At 40.0% G+C, this 17,810-nt stretch carries 5 protein-coding genes; 1 reads left to right on the top strand and 4 read right to left on the bottom strand.

Translation table 11 applies throughout. The features are described 5' to 3' along the window. Window positions 1–84: 84 nt before the first annotated feature. From LK994_RS00285 to LK994_RS00270, 4 genes are all read right to left on the bottom strand, one after another. The gene (locus LK994_RS00285; RefSeq protein ID WP_229760874.1) at window positions 85–1,788 is read right to left on the bottom strand and encodes a T9SS type A sorting domain-containing protein; all 1,704 of its coding nucleotides are present in this window, start codon (window positions 1,786–1,788) and stop codon (window positions 85–87) included. Window positions 1,789–1,971: 183 nt separating this feature from the next. After that, a complete protein-coding gene (locus LK994_RS00280) occupies window positions 1,972–2,709 on the bottom strand; it encodes a glycosyltransferase family 2 protein (RefSeq protein ID WP_229760873.1) in 738 nt (245 codons plus the stop codon). Window positions 2,710–2,739: 30 nt separating this feature from the next. Further along, the gene (locus tag LK994_RS00275) at window positions 2,740–4,755 is read right to left on the bottom strand and encodes a tetratricopeptide repeat protein (RefSeq protein ID WP_229760872.1); all 2,016 of its coding nucleotides are present in this window, start codon (window positions 4,753–4,755) and stop codon (window positions 2,740–2,742) included. 22 nt (window positions 4,756–4,777) lie between these two features. Further along, the gene (locus LK994_RS00270) at window positions 4,778–6,805 is read right to left on the bottom strand and encodes a tetratricopeptide repeat protein (protein ID WP_229760871.1); all 2,028 of its coding nucleotides are present in this window, start codon (window positions 6,803–6,805) and stop codon (window positions 4,778–4,780) included. A gap of 647 nt (window positions 6,806–7,452) precedes the next feature. Between LK994_RS00270 and LK994_RS00265 the strand changes: the two genes are divergently transcribed. Further along, window positions 7,453–17,781 (top strand): fibronectin type III domain-containing protein, encoded by a 10,329-nt coding sequence (locus LK994_RS00265; RefSeq protein ID WP_229760870.1) that lies wholly within the window; start codon window positions 7,453–7,455, stop codon window positions 17,779–17,781. Window positions 17,782–17,810 lie beyond the last annotated feature (29 nt).

Below are 17,810 nucleotides of genomic sequence, written 5' to 3'. Positions count from 1 at the left end.
TTAAGAGAGAGGCTGTGATCAGAAATATCTCTTAGTGCATCTTTATGAAAAAGACAAACTGCAGCATATTATTTGTAAAAGACCTTATTGCTTTATAAACTTAGCCTCTGTAATTTTTTCATCCGGTTTACTGATGACAATAAAATAAGTTCCTCTGCGTAATGAGGATACATCAACAGTTATTTTATTTTCTCCGGAAACTAAAGAGCCGGCAATATTTTTCACTTCTCTGCCTTCGGCAGAATAAATTTTACAAATAATATTCTCTTGATCTGCTGCGTTGCAAATGATATTAAGTTGATTGATGACCGGGTTAGGGTTGATCTTTGTTATTTCTACAGTTGGTTTACTGATAGTTATTGCTGTAATGGAAGAATAAACAACATTGCCGGTAACAGCTGTTTGTTTTAAACGATAAAAATTAATGCCGTTAGCCGGAATGGAATCAATAAAACTATAGTTATTCGGTTGATTAGTATTGGCCGATTGTATCGAGCCTATTACAGTGAAATGAATACCGTCAACGGCGTGTTCGATGTCAATTTTGTTGTCGTTTATTTCCTGTGCAGTGGTCCAGTTCAGCAACACTTTTTTCTCTTTTTCTATAGCTGTAAAATTGATCAGTGTCAAGGGTACACTGCTCAGATTTCTAAATACCCAAATGGGTGCAGTGTAAATAAAATCGCCATCTTTTTGAATGATCCTTGCGAAGTAATAAAATTTATCGTTTAAAACAGTGCTATGTGTATAGCTGAGTGTGTTTGAAGAAGTGACGGTTCTTAATATTGTAGGCAGAGATCCGCTTCCAGGAATACCATAATAAATATCTATTCTGCTCACGTCATCTCCTGCATCGGCATCTGCTACACTCACCTGTATGTCTGAGTTGGTTGCAGAAGTAATATTACTTCCCATAAAGCTGCCATTAACAGTAAAATTCACCTGTGCATTCCAGTCATCTGTTGCATAAAATCTATTGGCTTTATATGCAGCAGTAATGCTATCTCTTTTTAAATTTTTTGCAAGCACTACTGTTCTGATATGATTCGTTCTTCCGAAGTTGGTATAATGATTATCCTGATCGCAATTAGGGCCCAGGTGATATCCTTTTGCCAATGCATTGAAATAAACAGATTGATAGGAGGAAGGTGCAGGGTCTGAGTAATCCGTTGTTGTTGAAAATGCAGCGCCGCTTCTTACGGCTACACCAACTATGGCACTGTCTGCCGAAGGATTGTAAGTGCCTTCAATTAAATTATTGTAATCAAAATCCTGTGGATGTGCCAAAGTGCAAAATGCTGTAGGATAGGAGTTGATGATCTTCCAGAAATTGCTGTAATCATTTTTAGCACAATAGATGGTGTAGTTATTAGATGGTCCCCAGCTTCCGCTTCCGGATTCCCATCCGATCCAACCGGGTACACCATAGGTAATGATATGACCACCATTATCAATTACTCCCCATTCCATTCCAAACATACAAACAAAACTTCCTTCCTGATTAGCAGTATCTGCCTGGTATGCACCTTTTGTGTAATCTGCTACATGCATTCCCGGATTATTGGTAGAGGAAAAATGGTTGTGTTCAGCTATACCTAAAAAATCCATGTGATAACTTCCTTTGGCATAAGAAAAACTGCTGCCTGGTGTTTTATACCCTGTAGTGGCGCTGTCTTTATTGCCGTCGGAGTAAGCGGTGTGAGCATGTAAATTACCAAAGTAAAAATTATACTGGCAAAATGAAGGTAAGGTCAATGCAATAGCAAGTACTGTTAAAAAGCTTTTCATTAATTTGGAAAGGTGTAATGGTGCTGTTGATCAGCCTTGTTGTCAAGGATGGCAAAAGCAATTTGGTTTAGCAGACAAAGGTAAAGCTCTTATTCAGAAATCAACGAATGTAATGAGGTTGATTAACAAATAATTCAAAAAAATAACCGGTTTGATGAAAATTTGGTAGTAAAATAGCAGGGATTATGAAAATAAAGATGATTTATATATACCCATTTTATGTAATCTAAACAGCAGCGAATTTTTTATGCAACCCAATCCATATTTAAGACTTCTTGAAAAATTGATGGAAGAGGCTTCTTCAAAATATTTTGTAGGGCAGGTGATCTCTCCGATATTAAAGCCATGAAATATTGCCTGTGATAAAAATTGGTTATCAAAAACAAAATCATCAGAATTAGTTTGCCATTTTATTTTTTCCAAAACAGACCTGTTGTATGCCCTGTAACCTGTGTGGTATTCTGATAGTTTGGCTTTCATCAACAGGTTTTGTGTGAGGGTAAGTATACGATTAAAAAAATATTTATAATAAGGCATACCTCCCGATAAAGCTTTACCGCCTAATATTCTAGATCCTAGTACAACATCAAACTCACCTGATTCCAGTAAGTAAGCCATTGCGCTGATCAACTTAGGCGTATACTGATAATCGGGATGCAGCATGACCACAATATCTGCACCGGCATTCAATGCAGCGGTGTAACAGGTTTTTTGATTACCGCCATAGCCCAGATTTTTTTCATGTATGTGCAATTCAATATTGAGCTCTCTTGCGATCTTGCTGGTTTCATCTGTACTGGCATCATCTACCAGCAACACTTTATCTACTATATCAAAAGGAATATCGTTGTATGTATTCAACAGCGTCTTAGCTGCATTGTATGCAGGCATTACCACCACTACTTTTTTATTTCTAATCATAACAATCTATACTTTAATATTTCAGGCAAATTACCGGCAATATTTTTCAGTCAGTTTCAATGTATCAGTATAACCATATGCAGCAGCACTTCTCCAGTCTTTGCATGCGCCTGTAATATCGTTATTTTTTTGTTTCGCAATACCTCTTTCAAAGTATGCCTGCGAAAAATTATTTTTCAATGCAATGGCTTTATCAAAATAGAAAAAAGCAGAGTCTAAATGATTTAATTCTCTGTGTGCATGTCCCAAGTTATTGTAAACGATCGGAGATGGTTTTGCTTTCATTAACTGAAGTGCTGTATAGCAGTCGGTTATAGCTCCCTGGTAATCGCCGTTCAATATTTTTGCATATGACCTGTTGTTATACGGATCGGGGAAATTTGGTTGAAGTTTGATCGCTCTTGAATAACTGCCGATCGCCTGATTATAATCTTTTACTTCTAAAAAAAGATTGCCGAAACTGTTGAAAACCTTGGGGTTGGTAGAATCTAACGACGCTGCCTGAAAAATATCCCTGAAAGCACTTTCATATTTTTTCAATAATCTTTTTTCGATAGAACGAGCCATAAGTGCATCAACAGCATTTGGTTGAAGGCCAAGCGCTAAAGAAAAATCGGCTTCTGCCTCTTCATGTTTTTGCAACCTTGCCATTATTTTTCCACGTTCAAAATACATATTGGCATCTTTGTTATTCAGTTGAATCGCTCTATTGATGTCTTCCAATGCTTTTGTTGTATCTCCTTTAGAAAGATATTCTCCTGCTCTTCCTGATAATCCCGAAGGGTTATCCAATGTAGCTGCTCTGTTTCTCAACGTAAAAGAGTCTTTGTAATCAGCACAATGAATAGCAGCAAGGATCGTAAACACTGCAAGCACCGGAATATATACCCAATTGACAGTTTTTTTAAATGAGACATGATGCATGCCTGTATTGAATGCAAATCCCACAATGATGAACATACCGATCATAGGCAGGTAAGTTCTGTGTTCCAGGTAATTAAAAAATACATCTGCATTTTCTAATCTGTAAATAGTTGGCGGTACGGCAAAAAATAAAAACCACAATAATCCAAGCAAAACAACCCAATGTTTTTTTGCAGAAAAATAAATAGTAACAAATGCCACCAATAAAAGAAATATGCTTCCGATAATAGTGTCCGTATTATTATATAAAGGAAATGTTGAAAGATTATAAGGGAAAAAGAATTTTCCGATGATGGTAGGAATAACCGTATTGTTTTTAAAGAAAGGAATGATCCCCAATACATCACTGGTGGCACCAGAGTTGGCCACCACATTTTTTCTCATCATAAAATAAAAGACAAGCACACTTGCCCACACAATAAAATAGGGCAACAGTTTTAGCGAATGATATTTTATCTTTTTTATTTCATGCGGATGCTGAATATTTAAAAAGTAATGGAACAATAATAACAACGGAAATAAGATCGTTGTTTCTTTGGTGAAAATGATCACCAAAAAGACCAGTGCATGCAATATAAAATAAATGAATTTTCGTTTTACAATGTGTCGGTCGAATGTGATGAACAACAATATTCCCAACAAGCCGATCAGGATATCACCTCTCGACGGAACCCAGCCTACGCCAGATGCAAAGAGAGGATGGGCTGCAAATAACAATGATAATAAAAATGCATTGAGCCGATCGATCTTTAACACCTGCAGAAAAAAGTACAAGGCGATACCTGTAAAAATATGAATCAGTAAATTGGTGATGTGAAACATCCATAATTTTTCTCTGCTCACCTGGGCATCCAGCATAAAAGTAATGTTCTGTACAGGTCGGTAAAAATCCCCCGACTTATTAAAGAACGCATCTACTTTGTATGCAGTATCTATTTTTTTTATGTCTCCAACAATATCAAATTTTTGTAAAATGATCCCGTTATCATCAAAGTTGGTATAATCAAATTTTACCGTTTGGAAATAGATCAATGCTGGTAAAACGATCAGTGCCAGCATATGCCACCATTTATTGGTGGATAAACTTTTTATAACGTTTTCCTTGGTTATTTTAATTTTCATATGTCAGCTTTGTCTCGGGGCTTTATTTGCAATATTTTTTTATAGTATCCTGCGCCATTGTAAAACCAAGTTTTACAGACTCCTGCCAATCATAACAAGCACCATTCATATCTTTCTTTTGCAGCTTGGCCATGCCTCTGTAAAAATGCCCGAAATAAAAGTTATTGGCAAGAGACAACGTAATGTCAAACTGATGAATGGCTGAATCGCTTAATCCCTTTTCATAAAAGATCATTCCTTTATTGTAGTAAGCATTTAAGAAAGCGGGATTTAGTGCAATGGCCTTGTTGCAGTCAACCATAGAGCTATCAAATCGCTGCAATTTATAATTTACAAAGGCCCTGTCGTTAAATGCTTCTGCATAATTACTGTCCAGTTGGATCGATGTAGTAAAATTAGCCAAGGCAGTTTCATACTGTTGTGCTGTTACATACGCTTTTCCTGCGGTATAGAATATCTGCGGATTTTTAGGAGTAAATTGTTTTGCTTTTTCCAGATCGCTTAAAGCACCCCCTACATTTTGTTGTAATATTCTTGCATTTGCTCGGCTAATGTAGGCATCAAAATAGGTAGTATCTAAAACAACCGTAGTAGTAAAATCTGCTTCGGCTGCTTTGTAATCTTTTGTAAACGTTAAATTGATCAAACCACGATTGTAAAATGCCGGAGGGTATTCACTTTGTGAGGTTTGAATGGCATCTTCAAAATCTGCCAAAGCATTGGTCACATCTCTGTCTTTGATATATTCTTCACCTCTTTTGGTCATAGCACCAGGGTTATTTAATGATGCAGCATTGCTGAAGAAACTGATGGAATTTTTAAAATCATCACTATGTATGGTAGCAATTGGTGTAAATACAATGATCAATACGGCCGGTAACCATATAATATTTTGTGTTTTAGATGCAGTTAATTTTTGATTGAAGAGATAAGCTGCAAATATGATGATACCGATAACAGGCAGATACATCCTGTGTTCATAATACTCCAGTAAGAATTTACTGTAATACAATTTAAAGAACATTGGTGGAATGATGAATAAAAGAAACCAGCCGAATCCTACTACAGGCAGCCATTCTTTTGATCGAATCTTTTTTATTATCACTACAGCAATCACTACTAATAATAAACATCCGATCAGGGTAAATGCAGGCTCGAACAGTGGGAGTGTAGATAAATTGAATGGTAGGATCAGCTTGGCAATGATAATAGGGATAGTTGGTAAATTCTGAAAGAACGGAGATATACCAAAAATGAAATCAGGAGGCGTGCCACTCACCACTTTGCTCCTGAATAGTAAAAAGGTAGCCGTAACCGTTACCCATAAAATAATAAAGGGGAGTAATTTTTTTATATCAAATTTTTGTTTTGCTATAAAGAAATAATACACCAGTAAGATCACCGGAAATATCACGGTAGTTTCTTTAGTGAAAGCAGCGATTAAGAAAAATGCAGCGTGCAAAATGAAATAGATACGCTTGTTGGTAGCAAGGTATTTTGCAAAATTGAGTACCAGTAATATTCCAAAAAGACCTATCAACACATCCCCACGGGCAGGTACCCACGAAACCGCTGAAGATACCAGCGGATGCAGGCTAAAAAACAAACTGAACAAAAAGGCGCTGATCTTTTTCAGGTCGAAAAATATCAATAGATAGTATAAAGAAAGTACGGTTAGTAGATGATAAACCAATTCCATTACATGGTATATCCATGGATTGTCTTTTCCTATAAATGCATCCAGCATAAAGGACACCGTTTGTATCGGACGATAATAATCTCCATGTGGTCCGAGGAAGGCATCCGTTTTAAATGCGATGCCAATATTTTTAAAACTGCTTAAAACATCATAATGGTTTTGGATAATTGCCACATCATCCATATTAATGAACTGAAACCCGGCTACTTTAATGAATATAAAAAAGGGGAACAGCAGCAGCACGGTGATCTGCAAAAAAGTTTTATCACCAAAAGCCGTAATAAATCTGTTAGCAAGTGTTGGAGCAGACAATTGAATAGCTGCAACAGGTTTTTCTTTTTTCTTTGCCATGAAGGGAAAAAGTGAATTTTTTTTGAACGTGTAAAATAAATAAAAAAAAGTTCTAACCAGAACAATTTCGTAAATCCTGCTATTTAGCCCCTTTTATATTGCGTAAAATAGGTATTTGAAGCAAAATGGCCATTTTTGATGTATATAATTATTTTTAATGCGTCATGTGTAAAAAATATATAAAATGTATTTTTTTACAACTAAAAATAAAAATTATGCACTTTTTTTATACGTTTTTGATTTTTTAACTTTTTATTCATACTTTCACATATCAACTTCGGGCTTTTGTTTCCTATTTCAGTCTGAATGTTGTACTTACTCCAATATAATATAGAAAAGTTTTAACATTGTTTGTCTCCTTTCAACTAAACACTGAAAGTTTTGTTACTGAATGATAGAAGTATATCATTTGGGTTTTAGTTTTTAATATTTATAAACAACAATAAAAAAACATCTATGTTAATATGTTCCACCCCTTACAGAAACAGACAGGTACTAACTACAGTTTTTCGTGTATACAACACTGTTAGCATAGTACAACAATAAAATATCATTGTTATTAAGTTGATGATTTGATAACAATTAGTTTATACAGAAGCATTTTTTTTGAATTCGTTAGACATAAAAAAATATAAAATAGACTTTATATGATTAGTAATTTACCCGTTTCTTTTATTAAGAAAAACCTTTTGAAATTCAGTTTCCTATTTGTAGTGATTGTCTTGATCAATACTCAGGGTTGGGCTCAGCCATGGACCTATGATTTTGGGACTGCCGCAAGTACTAGTTATACAACTTTAAGTACAAACGTGAATTCTCCCACTTTTCTTTCAAGCCCCACTAGTGGAACGGCAAGAATGAGAAATGCTAATAGTGCTGGAGCCGGAGCTTTTTTGGATAATCCGGGATTGTCCACTCTAGGTACAGGTGATGAACTCAGGATTGTTCCACCGACATCCGGTACAACTTCTTCATCAAAATTTGGTATTATAGATTATACACCAGGAAAAGAAGGGTTTATTAAATTTTCTATCGTACTTGGTGGAGCTGCAACCAGTGGTCAAACTTTTTTTGAATTTGGGGATGGAACTTTTTATGGAGATAATACGACTTTTGGTACAACATCTCTTGGTGTTACATTTGGTGCGATACGATGGACCTGGGGGGCAAGTACAACTATAACTACTAACATTAACTCAGGAAGTGCCATAAACTGGGTTTCTACGGGGATTACAAATCCTACTACAACATTTGTAAAAGGATCTGCTCATAATGTTGAGATATACTTTAATAATACAACAACCGCTTCTAAAACATATGTAAGATCGGGAGTTAGTCAAACTGTTGCACAAAATAAATGGGATCTCTGGGTAGATGGAACATTAATTGGAGATGAATTAGCCAAAGCCGGTATGGCGAATGATTTACCTATTGATTCATGGTTGTTTGAAGCTACGAGCACATCTAATACAGCCGTAACATATTTGGATGATTTCACGTATTCAAATGCATTGCCTCAGCCAACAGCACCCGCTGCTCCAACGATCACAGGTATCACCGGAAGTAATCAGCAATTAAGTGTTGCCTTTACAGCAGGTTCTGATGGAGGTAGCGCCATTACAAGTTATAAATATTCAACTGATGGCGGTTCAACTTTTAGAACCCGTCAAACAGGTACCACCGCAACTCCAATTGTGATCACCACCTTATCATCGGATGGAACTACGCCTTTAACAAATGGTACTACATATAATGTACAAATAAAAGCAGTGAATACAGTAGGAGATGGTACAGCAACAGGTACCACTACAGGTACTCCTTTTACTACACCATCTGCACCTACCATTACAGGGATAACGCCGGGTAGTCAGCAACTGAGTGTTGCCTTTACTGCAGGAGCAACGGGTGGTAGTGCTATTACTTCTTATAAATATTCAACCGATGGCGGTTCTACATTCCTTACCCGTCAAACTGGAACCACGGGAAGTCCAATTTTGATCACGACATTATCAACAGATGGAACAACCCCATTGACAAATGGGATATCGTATAATATTCAGATAAAAGCAGTGAATGCTGCAGGTGATGGTGTTGCAACAACGTCAACATCCGGTACACCTTCAGCTGCTGCAGTGGCACCGGGTGCACCAGCTATTACCAGTATTACGCCGGGTAACCAACAATTGTCTGTTGCCTTCACAGCAGGTGCAGATGGAGGTGATCCGATCACTACATATAAATATTCAACCGATGGCGGTATAACATTCTTAACCCGCCAGGCAGGAACGACAGGAAGTCCGATCGTAATTACAACTTTATCATCTGACGGAACAACACTATTAACAAATGGTGTATCTTATAATATTCAGATAAAAGCGGTGAACGGAGTAGGAGATGGTGCTGCAACAGCTTCAACTGCAGCTACTCCTGCAACAACGCCATCAGCCCCAACCATTACAGGTATTACACCGGGTGTTGGTCAATTGTCTGTTGCCTTTACAGCAGGTGCAGATGGCGGTAGTGCGATCACTTCTTATAAATATTCAACCGATGGCGGTTCAACTTTCTTTACCCGTCAAACCGGAACAACAGCAAGCCCGATTGTAATAACAGGCTTAGCCAATGGTGCTTCATATAATGTACAGATAAAAGCTGTAAATGCAATTGGTGATGGTACTGCAACGGGTACAACCAGTGCATCAACACCAGCCGCACCATCGGCTCCAACCATTACAAGTATAACGCCTAGTAGCCAACAATTATCTGTTGCTTTCACAGCAGGTGCTGATGGTGGTAGTGCGATCACTACTTATCAATATTCAACTGATGGTGGTACAACATTCTTAACCCGTCAAACGGGATCAACTGCAAGTCCGATAGTCATTACAACGCTATCTACTAACGGAACTACAGCATTGACTAATGGTGTATCTTATAATGTACAAATAAGGGCACTGAATGCAGTAGGTAATGGAACAGCAACAGCTTCAACTGCTGCAACACCAAATATTCAACCGATCAATATTTCGAACGGTACTACAGTAAGTGAGGATTTCAATACAATTGGAACTTCAGCTACTGCATCAACGCCTAACGCATGGAAGGTTGATAAGGATGATGCAAATGTCAGAACAGTAGGAACCTATTCTGCTGCCGTTACTGCAACAACGCAGTCTGCAGGTGGAGGATCAACAAACTTCACTTCAAGTGGTATCTACAACTATGGTGCAGGAGCTGATAATACAGGTACTGATAGAAGTCTTGGTGGATTATCTGCAGGTAGTGCAGCTAAGTCAGTAAATATTTACACTCACTTATACAATAATGGTGCTGGCACTATTCCAAGTTTCAATATTTCATACAATGTAGAGAAATATAGAAATGGTTCGAATGCTGCAGGATGTAGTATCCAAATGTATTATTCTACAGATGGAATTTCCTGGACAACTGCCGGGTCAGATTTCTTAACAAGTTTTTCTGCAGATGGTAATCTTAATAGTTATGCTACAGCACCTGGAACTACAGTTGGCGTAGCAAATAAAACATTGTCATTAAATGTAGCACCTACAGGGCATTTATACCTGGCATGGAATTATTCAGTTACTACAGGTACTACAACAAGTAGTGCTCAAGGGTTAGGTATTGATGATATATCAATTGTAGCAGCAAATCCTGCAACAGTACCGGGAGCTCCAACTATTACAAGTATCACTCCGGGTAATGGTCAATTATCTGTGGCATTTACAGCTGGTTCAAACGGAGGTACACCAATAACCAATTACAAATATTCAACCGATGGAGGTAACACTTTTACGGCATTAAGTCCTGCAGCTACCACCAGTCCTTTAACAATTAATGGCTTAACCAATGGAACATCTTATAATGTTCAGATCCGTGCGGTAAATGCAATAGGAGATGGTACTGCATCAGCTACTACTGCTGCTACACCGGCTACCACACCGGATGCGCCAACGATCACCGGCATTACTTCAGGTAATGGTCAGTTATCAGTAGCGTTTTCAGCTCCTGGATTTAATGGTGGTTCAGCTGTTACCAATTATAAATATTCAACTGATGGCGGAAGTACCTTTACAGCTGTAAGCCCGAGAGCTACCAGCAGTCCTATAGTAATTACAGGATTAACCAATGGTACCTCTTATAATGTTCAGATCCGTGCGGTGAATGATCAGGGAGATGGAACAGCTACTGCAAGTACTGCTGCCACACCTTATACAACACCATCTGCTCCAACCATTATTGGTATTACTCCGGGTGATGGTCAGTTAACAGTAGATTATGCTGCAGGCGCTAATGGCGGCTCTGCATTAACCAACTATAAATATTCAATCGATGGAGGAAGTACATTTACTGCGGTAAGTCCTGCTTCAATTACAAGTCCGATAGTAATTACCGGATTAACTAATGAAACATCTTACAGCATTAAAATACTTGCTGTGAATGCAGCAGGAGATGGTGCTGCTTCAGCGGCTTCTTCAGGAACGCCAACTGCAGGTCCGGTATTACCGGGAGCTCCAACTATTACAGGCATCACAGCAGGTAATGGTCAGTTATCAGTAGCGTTTACAGCGGGTACTGATGGAGGTGCAGCGATCAGCAATTATAAATATTCAACTGATGGCGGAAGTACATTTACTGCGGTAAGTCCTGCTTCAACTACCAGTCCGATCGTAATTACCGGCTTAACCAACGGTACACCTTATAATGTTCAGATCCGTGCAGTAAATATTGTGGGAGATGGTACAGCTTCAGCTACTACTGCAGCAACTCCGTCAACTACACCATCTGCACCAACGATCACTGGTATCACTCCGGCTAATGGCCAATTGATAGTAGCGTTCACTGCTGGTGCCACTGGAGGTGCAGCGATCAGCAATTATAAATATTCAACCAATGGAGGTAACACCTTTACAGCATTCAGCCCTGCAGCTACCACCAGTCCTTTAACAATTAATGGATTGAACAATGGTACTGCTTATGATGTAAAGATCCTGGCAGTAAATGTTCAGGGAGATGGTGCTGCATCAAATCAAGTAACGGCAACACCGGCAACTGTACCAACTGCACCAACTATTACCGGTATCACTCCGGGTAATACTCAGTTGATAGTAGCCTTCACCGCACCATCATCTGATGGAGGTTCGCCAATTACGAATTATAAATATTCAACTAACGGCGGAAGTACGTTTACGGCACTAAGTCCTGCTTCAACCACCAGTCCTTTAACTATTAATGGGTTGACCAATGGCACTCCTTATAATGTACAGATCCGTGCGGTAAATGCAATGGGAGATGGAGCGGCAACAGCAACTACTGCTGCAACGCCAGCTACTACTCCTGGGGCACCAACTATAACTACTATTGCACCAAGTAATGGTCAGTTATCGGTATCATTTACAACAGGCACTACCGGTGGTTCAGCTATCACTAATTATAAATATTCAACAGACGGAGGAAGTACGTTCACAGCAGTAAGTCCTGCGGCAACTACCAGCCCGATCATAATTACCGGTCTAACAAATGGTACACCTTATAATGTACAGATAAAAGCAGTAAATGCAATCGGCGATGGCGCTGCATCGAATCAATTAACAGGAACACCGCTTCCGATAATCTATTATCAGGATTTTGGAACTGGTATTGTTGCATCGAAACCATATACGGGAACTCCAGCGATATTTGATGTAAATCTTTCTTCGTCTTCTTGGACTACAAGTTCTTCAGGATTTGGTAGCTTAGGTGGTAGTAATGGAGGTGCATTGTCTTTAAACAATTCAAGTGGTACCCCAACTTTCACACTTACATTCACTATTGCTGCCGGATATAGATTAAATGTTTCACATTTTGATTTCTGGAGAGTGAGATCTAGTACAGGTGCAGCAAACTGGGCTATGACCATAAACGGTACTTCAGTAGGCAGTGGAACTATTCCAACTACTGGAGCTGCGCTTGGTGTTACTCCTGTTAGCAATACAATAGCTGATCTTACAGGAACAGTAACAATTGTATATACGATGTCAGGAGCATCTGGAACAGGATCAGCCCGTTTAGATGACTTCACTTTATATGGTACTGTAGTTAATCCGCCAACTGTAACAACTCCTACAGCAACATCAATAACAGCCACAACAGCTGTATTAGGTGCCAATGTTACCAGTGCAGGTGCAGGTACATTATCTGCAAGAGGTACTGTTTGGGGTACATCGGCTGCGCCAACTACCAATAGTTTAGCAGAAGGTGGTACATCAACCGGAGTGTTCACACATTCACGTTCAGGCTTTACTGCAAATACAGTATATACGTACAGAGGATATGCTACAACTCAATATGGTACAAGTTATTCAGCTGATGCAACTTTCACCACATTGCCTGGTGCACCTACTTCTTCTGCTGCTACAGCAGTTGGTTCAGATCAGTTCACAGCTAATTGGTCTGCTCCGTCTGGTGGTGCAGTTACTTATACGTATACATTGATATATTCAACAACGTCTGATTTCTCTTCAGGTAATGTTTCGATCACTGCTATTCCAAGCGGAACGTTAAGTAAAACAGTAACCGGATTAGCGGCCAATACACAATATTGGTATAAGGTTTTAGCAAATAACGTTACAGGTGATGGGGTTGCGTCTACAACACAAACGCTTACTACCACTGCCAACGTAGCACCAACACTTACTACACCAACAGTATCTGCTATCACCAATAGTTCAGCAACATTAGGAGCAACTATTACAACAAATGGTGGTGCTACAATTCTTGACAGAGGTACAGTTTATGGTACATCAGCAAATCCAACAGGAAATGGATCGTCAGAAGGAGGTACAACAGTAGCTGCCTTTACACATTCAAGAACAGGATTGGCTCCAAATACATTCTATTACTTCAGAGGATATGCAACAAACAGTGTAGGTACATCTTACTCTGCAGATGGCACATTCACCACATTACCGGATGCTCCGATCGTAGGAACGGCCAGCAATATTGCAGGTACATCATTCACTGCTAATTGGTCTGCTCCAACAATTCCGGGTACTGCTAACTATGGTTATGAAGTACAGGTAAGTACAGATGGAACAAACTTTACAAGTCCGTTTACTTTTACAGTATCACAAGTAGCTTCACCTGCTACTACTGTTTCAGCAACAGGGCTTGCGTTTAATACAACTTATTTCTTCCGTGTGAGAGCGGTGAATGTTCAAGGTAATGGTGCCTGGTCAGCAGCAAGTGCTTCAGTGCAAACATTGGCTTTACCAACTGTTACCACAACTACTGCAACTTCTATTACCACAACCACTGCAACGTCAGGTGGTAATGTTACAGCAGAAGGAAGTGCATCGGTTACTGCAAGAGGAGTTGTTTGGAATACCAGCGCAGCACCTACTGTTGCATTGGGTACAAAAACAAGCAACGGAACCGGAGCCGGTTCATTCAGCAGTTCAATCACAGGATTAACAGCTAACACTAAATATTTCTATAGAGCATATGCAACAAGTAGTATTGGTACAGCGTATGGTACTGAAAGCAATTTCACTACCTTACCGAATGCACCAACATCTGCTGCTGCAACTGCAGTAGGTGCAACAGGTTTCACTGCAAACTGGACAGCACCTACAGGTGGAAGCGAAACTTATACCTATACTTTACAGTATTCAACTACATCAGATTTTTCTAGTGGTAATACGTCTATTACAGCTATCAGTGGTGCTGCGACAAGTCAGGTTGTAACCGGACTTAGTTCTACTACTCAATACTGGTACCACGTATTGGCTACCAACACTACAGGAGCAAGTGTTTATTCAAGCACACAAACATTGGTAACCACTGTAGCCGCAGCAACATTGTTAACTGCTAATTTAACCTCTACTACAGGTTGGACAAGTTCAAATACAACCAATGGTTGGACTACAAGTAGTACTTCTATATCCGATACTTATACAGGAGCTTCGGGTGGTAATAATTATGTTTTTAACGGCTCAGGAACTGCCGGAGTGGTTCATACATTAACTTATAATAATAGTCTTTCTACAGTGGGTTACTCAAACATCACTGTATTATGGGGAGGCAGAGGAACGGCGGCATTTAATTCAGATGTTATTTTTGAATACAATAATGGTACCAGTTGGGTTCCGGTAACTTATACGTATACTAAAAATGCAGCTGTTTGGGCTTTGGTAAACGGTGGAGCAAGAATTGCATTAGGGTCAGACGCTGCAGGAATAGCAAATCTTCAGTTACGCTATTCAGCTGCTTCTGCTAATTCAGGAAACTACCGTATTGATGATATCGTTGTTCAGGGATCACCAGTTCCGACTATCACAGCGGGTACTTTAAGCACATCAGCGGTTCCTTCTACATGTCTTGGAACAGCATCAGCTACGGCAAGCTTTAGCTTGTCAGGAGCAAATATGTCTGCAGGTATTACGGTTACTCCACCGGCAGGTTTTGAAGTTTCAACCAGCAGTACATTTGCTACAGGTGGTGGAAATGGAACTGCTATTGTTGTAGGAGCTCCGGGTACTATTGCATCTACCACAGTATATGTTAGATTAGCAGCAAATGCAGCAGCAGGAAACTATAGCGGTAATATTACATGCACCAGTGCAAATGCAACCACAAAAACTGTTGCAATCGCTTCAAGTACAGTATCAGCATTGCCTTCAGCGGCTGTTGCAGGTACTGATAAGATCATCAGTTCTCTTCCTGGCTCTGTAACCCTGACAGCCACTGTGCCAGCTTCTGGTACAGGAACCTGGTCAATTGTTGCAGGAAGTCAAAGCACTAATATTTCACAAATCACAGGCGGTTTAAACAACGCAGGAGCTACATTTACACCAGACGGTGGAGCAGGTACTTACACACTACGTTGGACAGTGTCTACTAGTGGTGGTGCTTGTACTGCTACAACAGATGATGTTGTGATCCATGTTTACACCGGAAATACCATTTCTGGAAATGTAACATTTGCAAACGGTTCGGGTAATATCAGAATCACTTCAAATGTAAACGTTACCGGTTCTTTGGACTTCACCAATACGGTAGATACGTTCATCATAGCCCCAGGTGTAAGATTAACCGCCAGCGGTTCAGGAAGCATTAACTTCCACGACAATGCGGTGTTAATTAAATCAGACGCAACCGGAACAGGTTCTATCGGTCAGATAACGGGAACTTTATCAGGAACAGCAAATGTGACTGCAGAACGTTATATCCGTCAGAATACGTACAGAGGCTGGAGATTACTGGCAGTGCCGGTAACTACTGCAGGTCAAACGATCCGTCAGTCATGGCAGGAAGGAGCGACTACCTACACAGCCGATCCTAACCCGGGCTTTGGTACCCGTATCACAGCCAGCACTGCTAATGCAGTAGCGAACGGTTTTGATGCACAGACATTTGGTAACTCCTTGTTACAATATACAGGATCCAGCTGGAGTGGCTTTACAGGCAGCCTGTTAACCACCAAAGTATCAAGAGGTACAGCGGCGGATGCATGGATGTTATATGTAAGAGGCGACAGAGGCGTTGATACAGCAGGAGTGATCACGGCACCGACACAAACAGTGTTGAGAGTGAAAGGTCCGTTGTACACTGCCCCTTATCCGACAGTAACTATTCCTGCAGGCACCAATGGTCTTGTAGGTAATATCTTACCATCAGAAATAGACTTTACATTACTCAACAGAGGTGGCGGTGCAGACAATGCCTTCTACCTGTGGGATCCACAGTTATACGGTTCATATGGTTTGGGTGGTTATCAAACCTTCAGTGCCAATACACCAATACCTTGGAAACCTGTACCGGGCGGAGGCAGCTATGGCACTACCCCAAGTTCTAAGATACAATCAGGTTTGGGCTTCATGGTACATGCATCAGGTTCAGACGGAACGATCCAGCTGACCGAAGCTTGTAAAACAAGCGGCAGCAATGTAGGTGGCAGCGGCTTCAGACCGGTATCACCAACAGCAGCGATACCATATCTTGAAACCAACCTGTATGCAGCGGCACCTAATAACACGTTCAACTTAGCCGATGGTAATATCGTAGGCTTCGATGATTCTTATTCAAATGATATCGACAACAAAGACAATATTAAAGTACAAGGCTTTGGTGATGGTATCGGTATGGTAAGAGGCACCACGGTATTAAGTGCAGAACAACGCAAACTGATCGTAAGCGGAGATGTTATTCCTTACAGAATGACAAACCTTAAGAAACAGGCGTATAAATTAGAGTTCACGCCAAGTGGTTTGGATAATGGAGCTACAGCGGTGTTAGAAGATAAATACTTAAATACGACAACACCATTCAACCTGTCAGCTACTTCATCCGTAGTGTTCAACGCAGACCCTGCAGTGGCAGCATCGTTCACCGACAGGTTCCGTATCGTGTTCAGCACACCAACACCGGTAACTATTACCAACTTAAATGCACAGCAAAAAAATACTGCAATGCAGATAGATTGGAAAGTAGCGGTAGAAAGCGGTGTTAAAGAATACGCAGTAGAACACTCAACCGACGGCGTTAACTTTACACAGGTAGGAGTAGTAAGTGCTTCAGCCAACAATGGCGGATCAGCTACTTACAGCCTTACTGATGCCAACCCTGTTGCAGGAACTAACTACTACAGGATCAAGACAGTAGATCTGTCAGGAGTAGTTAAATACACAACAGTGGTAAGAGTGGTAATGGGGACAGTTAAATCATCGATCGAATTGTCTTCAACAGTTATCACGAACAACCAGGTTAGCCTGCAGTTGAACAACCAGGATAAAGGTCGCTATGGTATCCGTCTGATCAGCAGTGTTGGTCAGGAACTGATGACAACAAACTTTACGCATAATGGCGGAAATAGCACACAAGTTGTATCTTTGCCGACGGTTGTAAGTAAAGGGCTGTATCAATTAGAGATCACCAGACCAAATGGTGCTAAGCTGATCGAAAGAATAGTAGTGAACTAATAGGGCAACCAGAGAATACAATTAGTTGA

Source organism: Ferruginibacter lapsinanis, from assembly GCF_020783315.1.
GTDB lineage: Bacteria > Bacteroidota > Bacteroidia > Chitinophagales > Chitinophagaceae > Ferruginibacter > Ferruginibacter lapsinanis.
The sequence above is the reverse complement of the archived record's forward strand: the minus strand, read 5'-3'. Positions and strand labels throughout refer to the sequence as shown.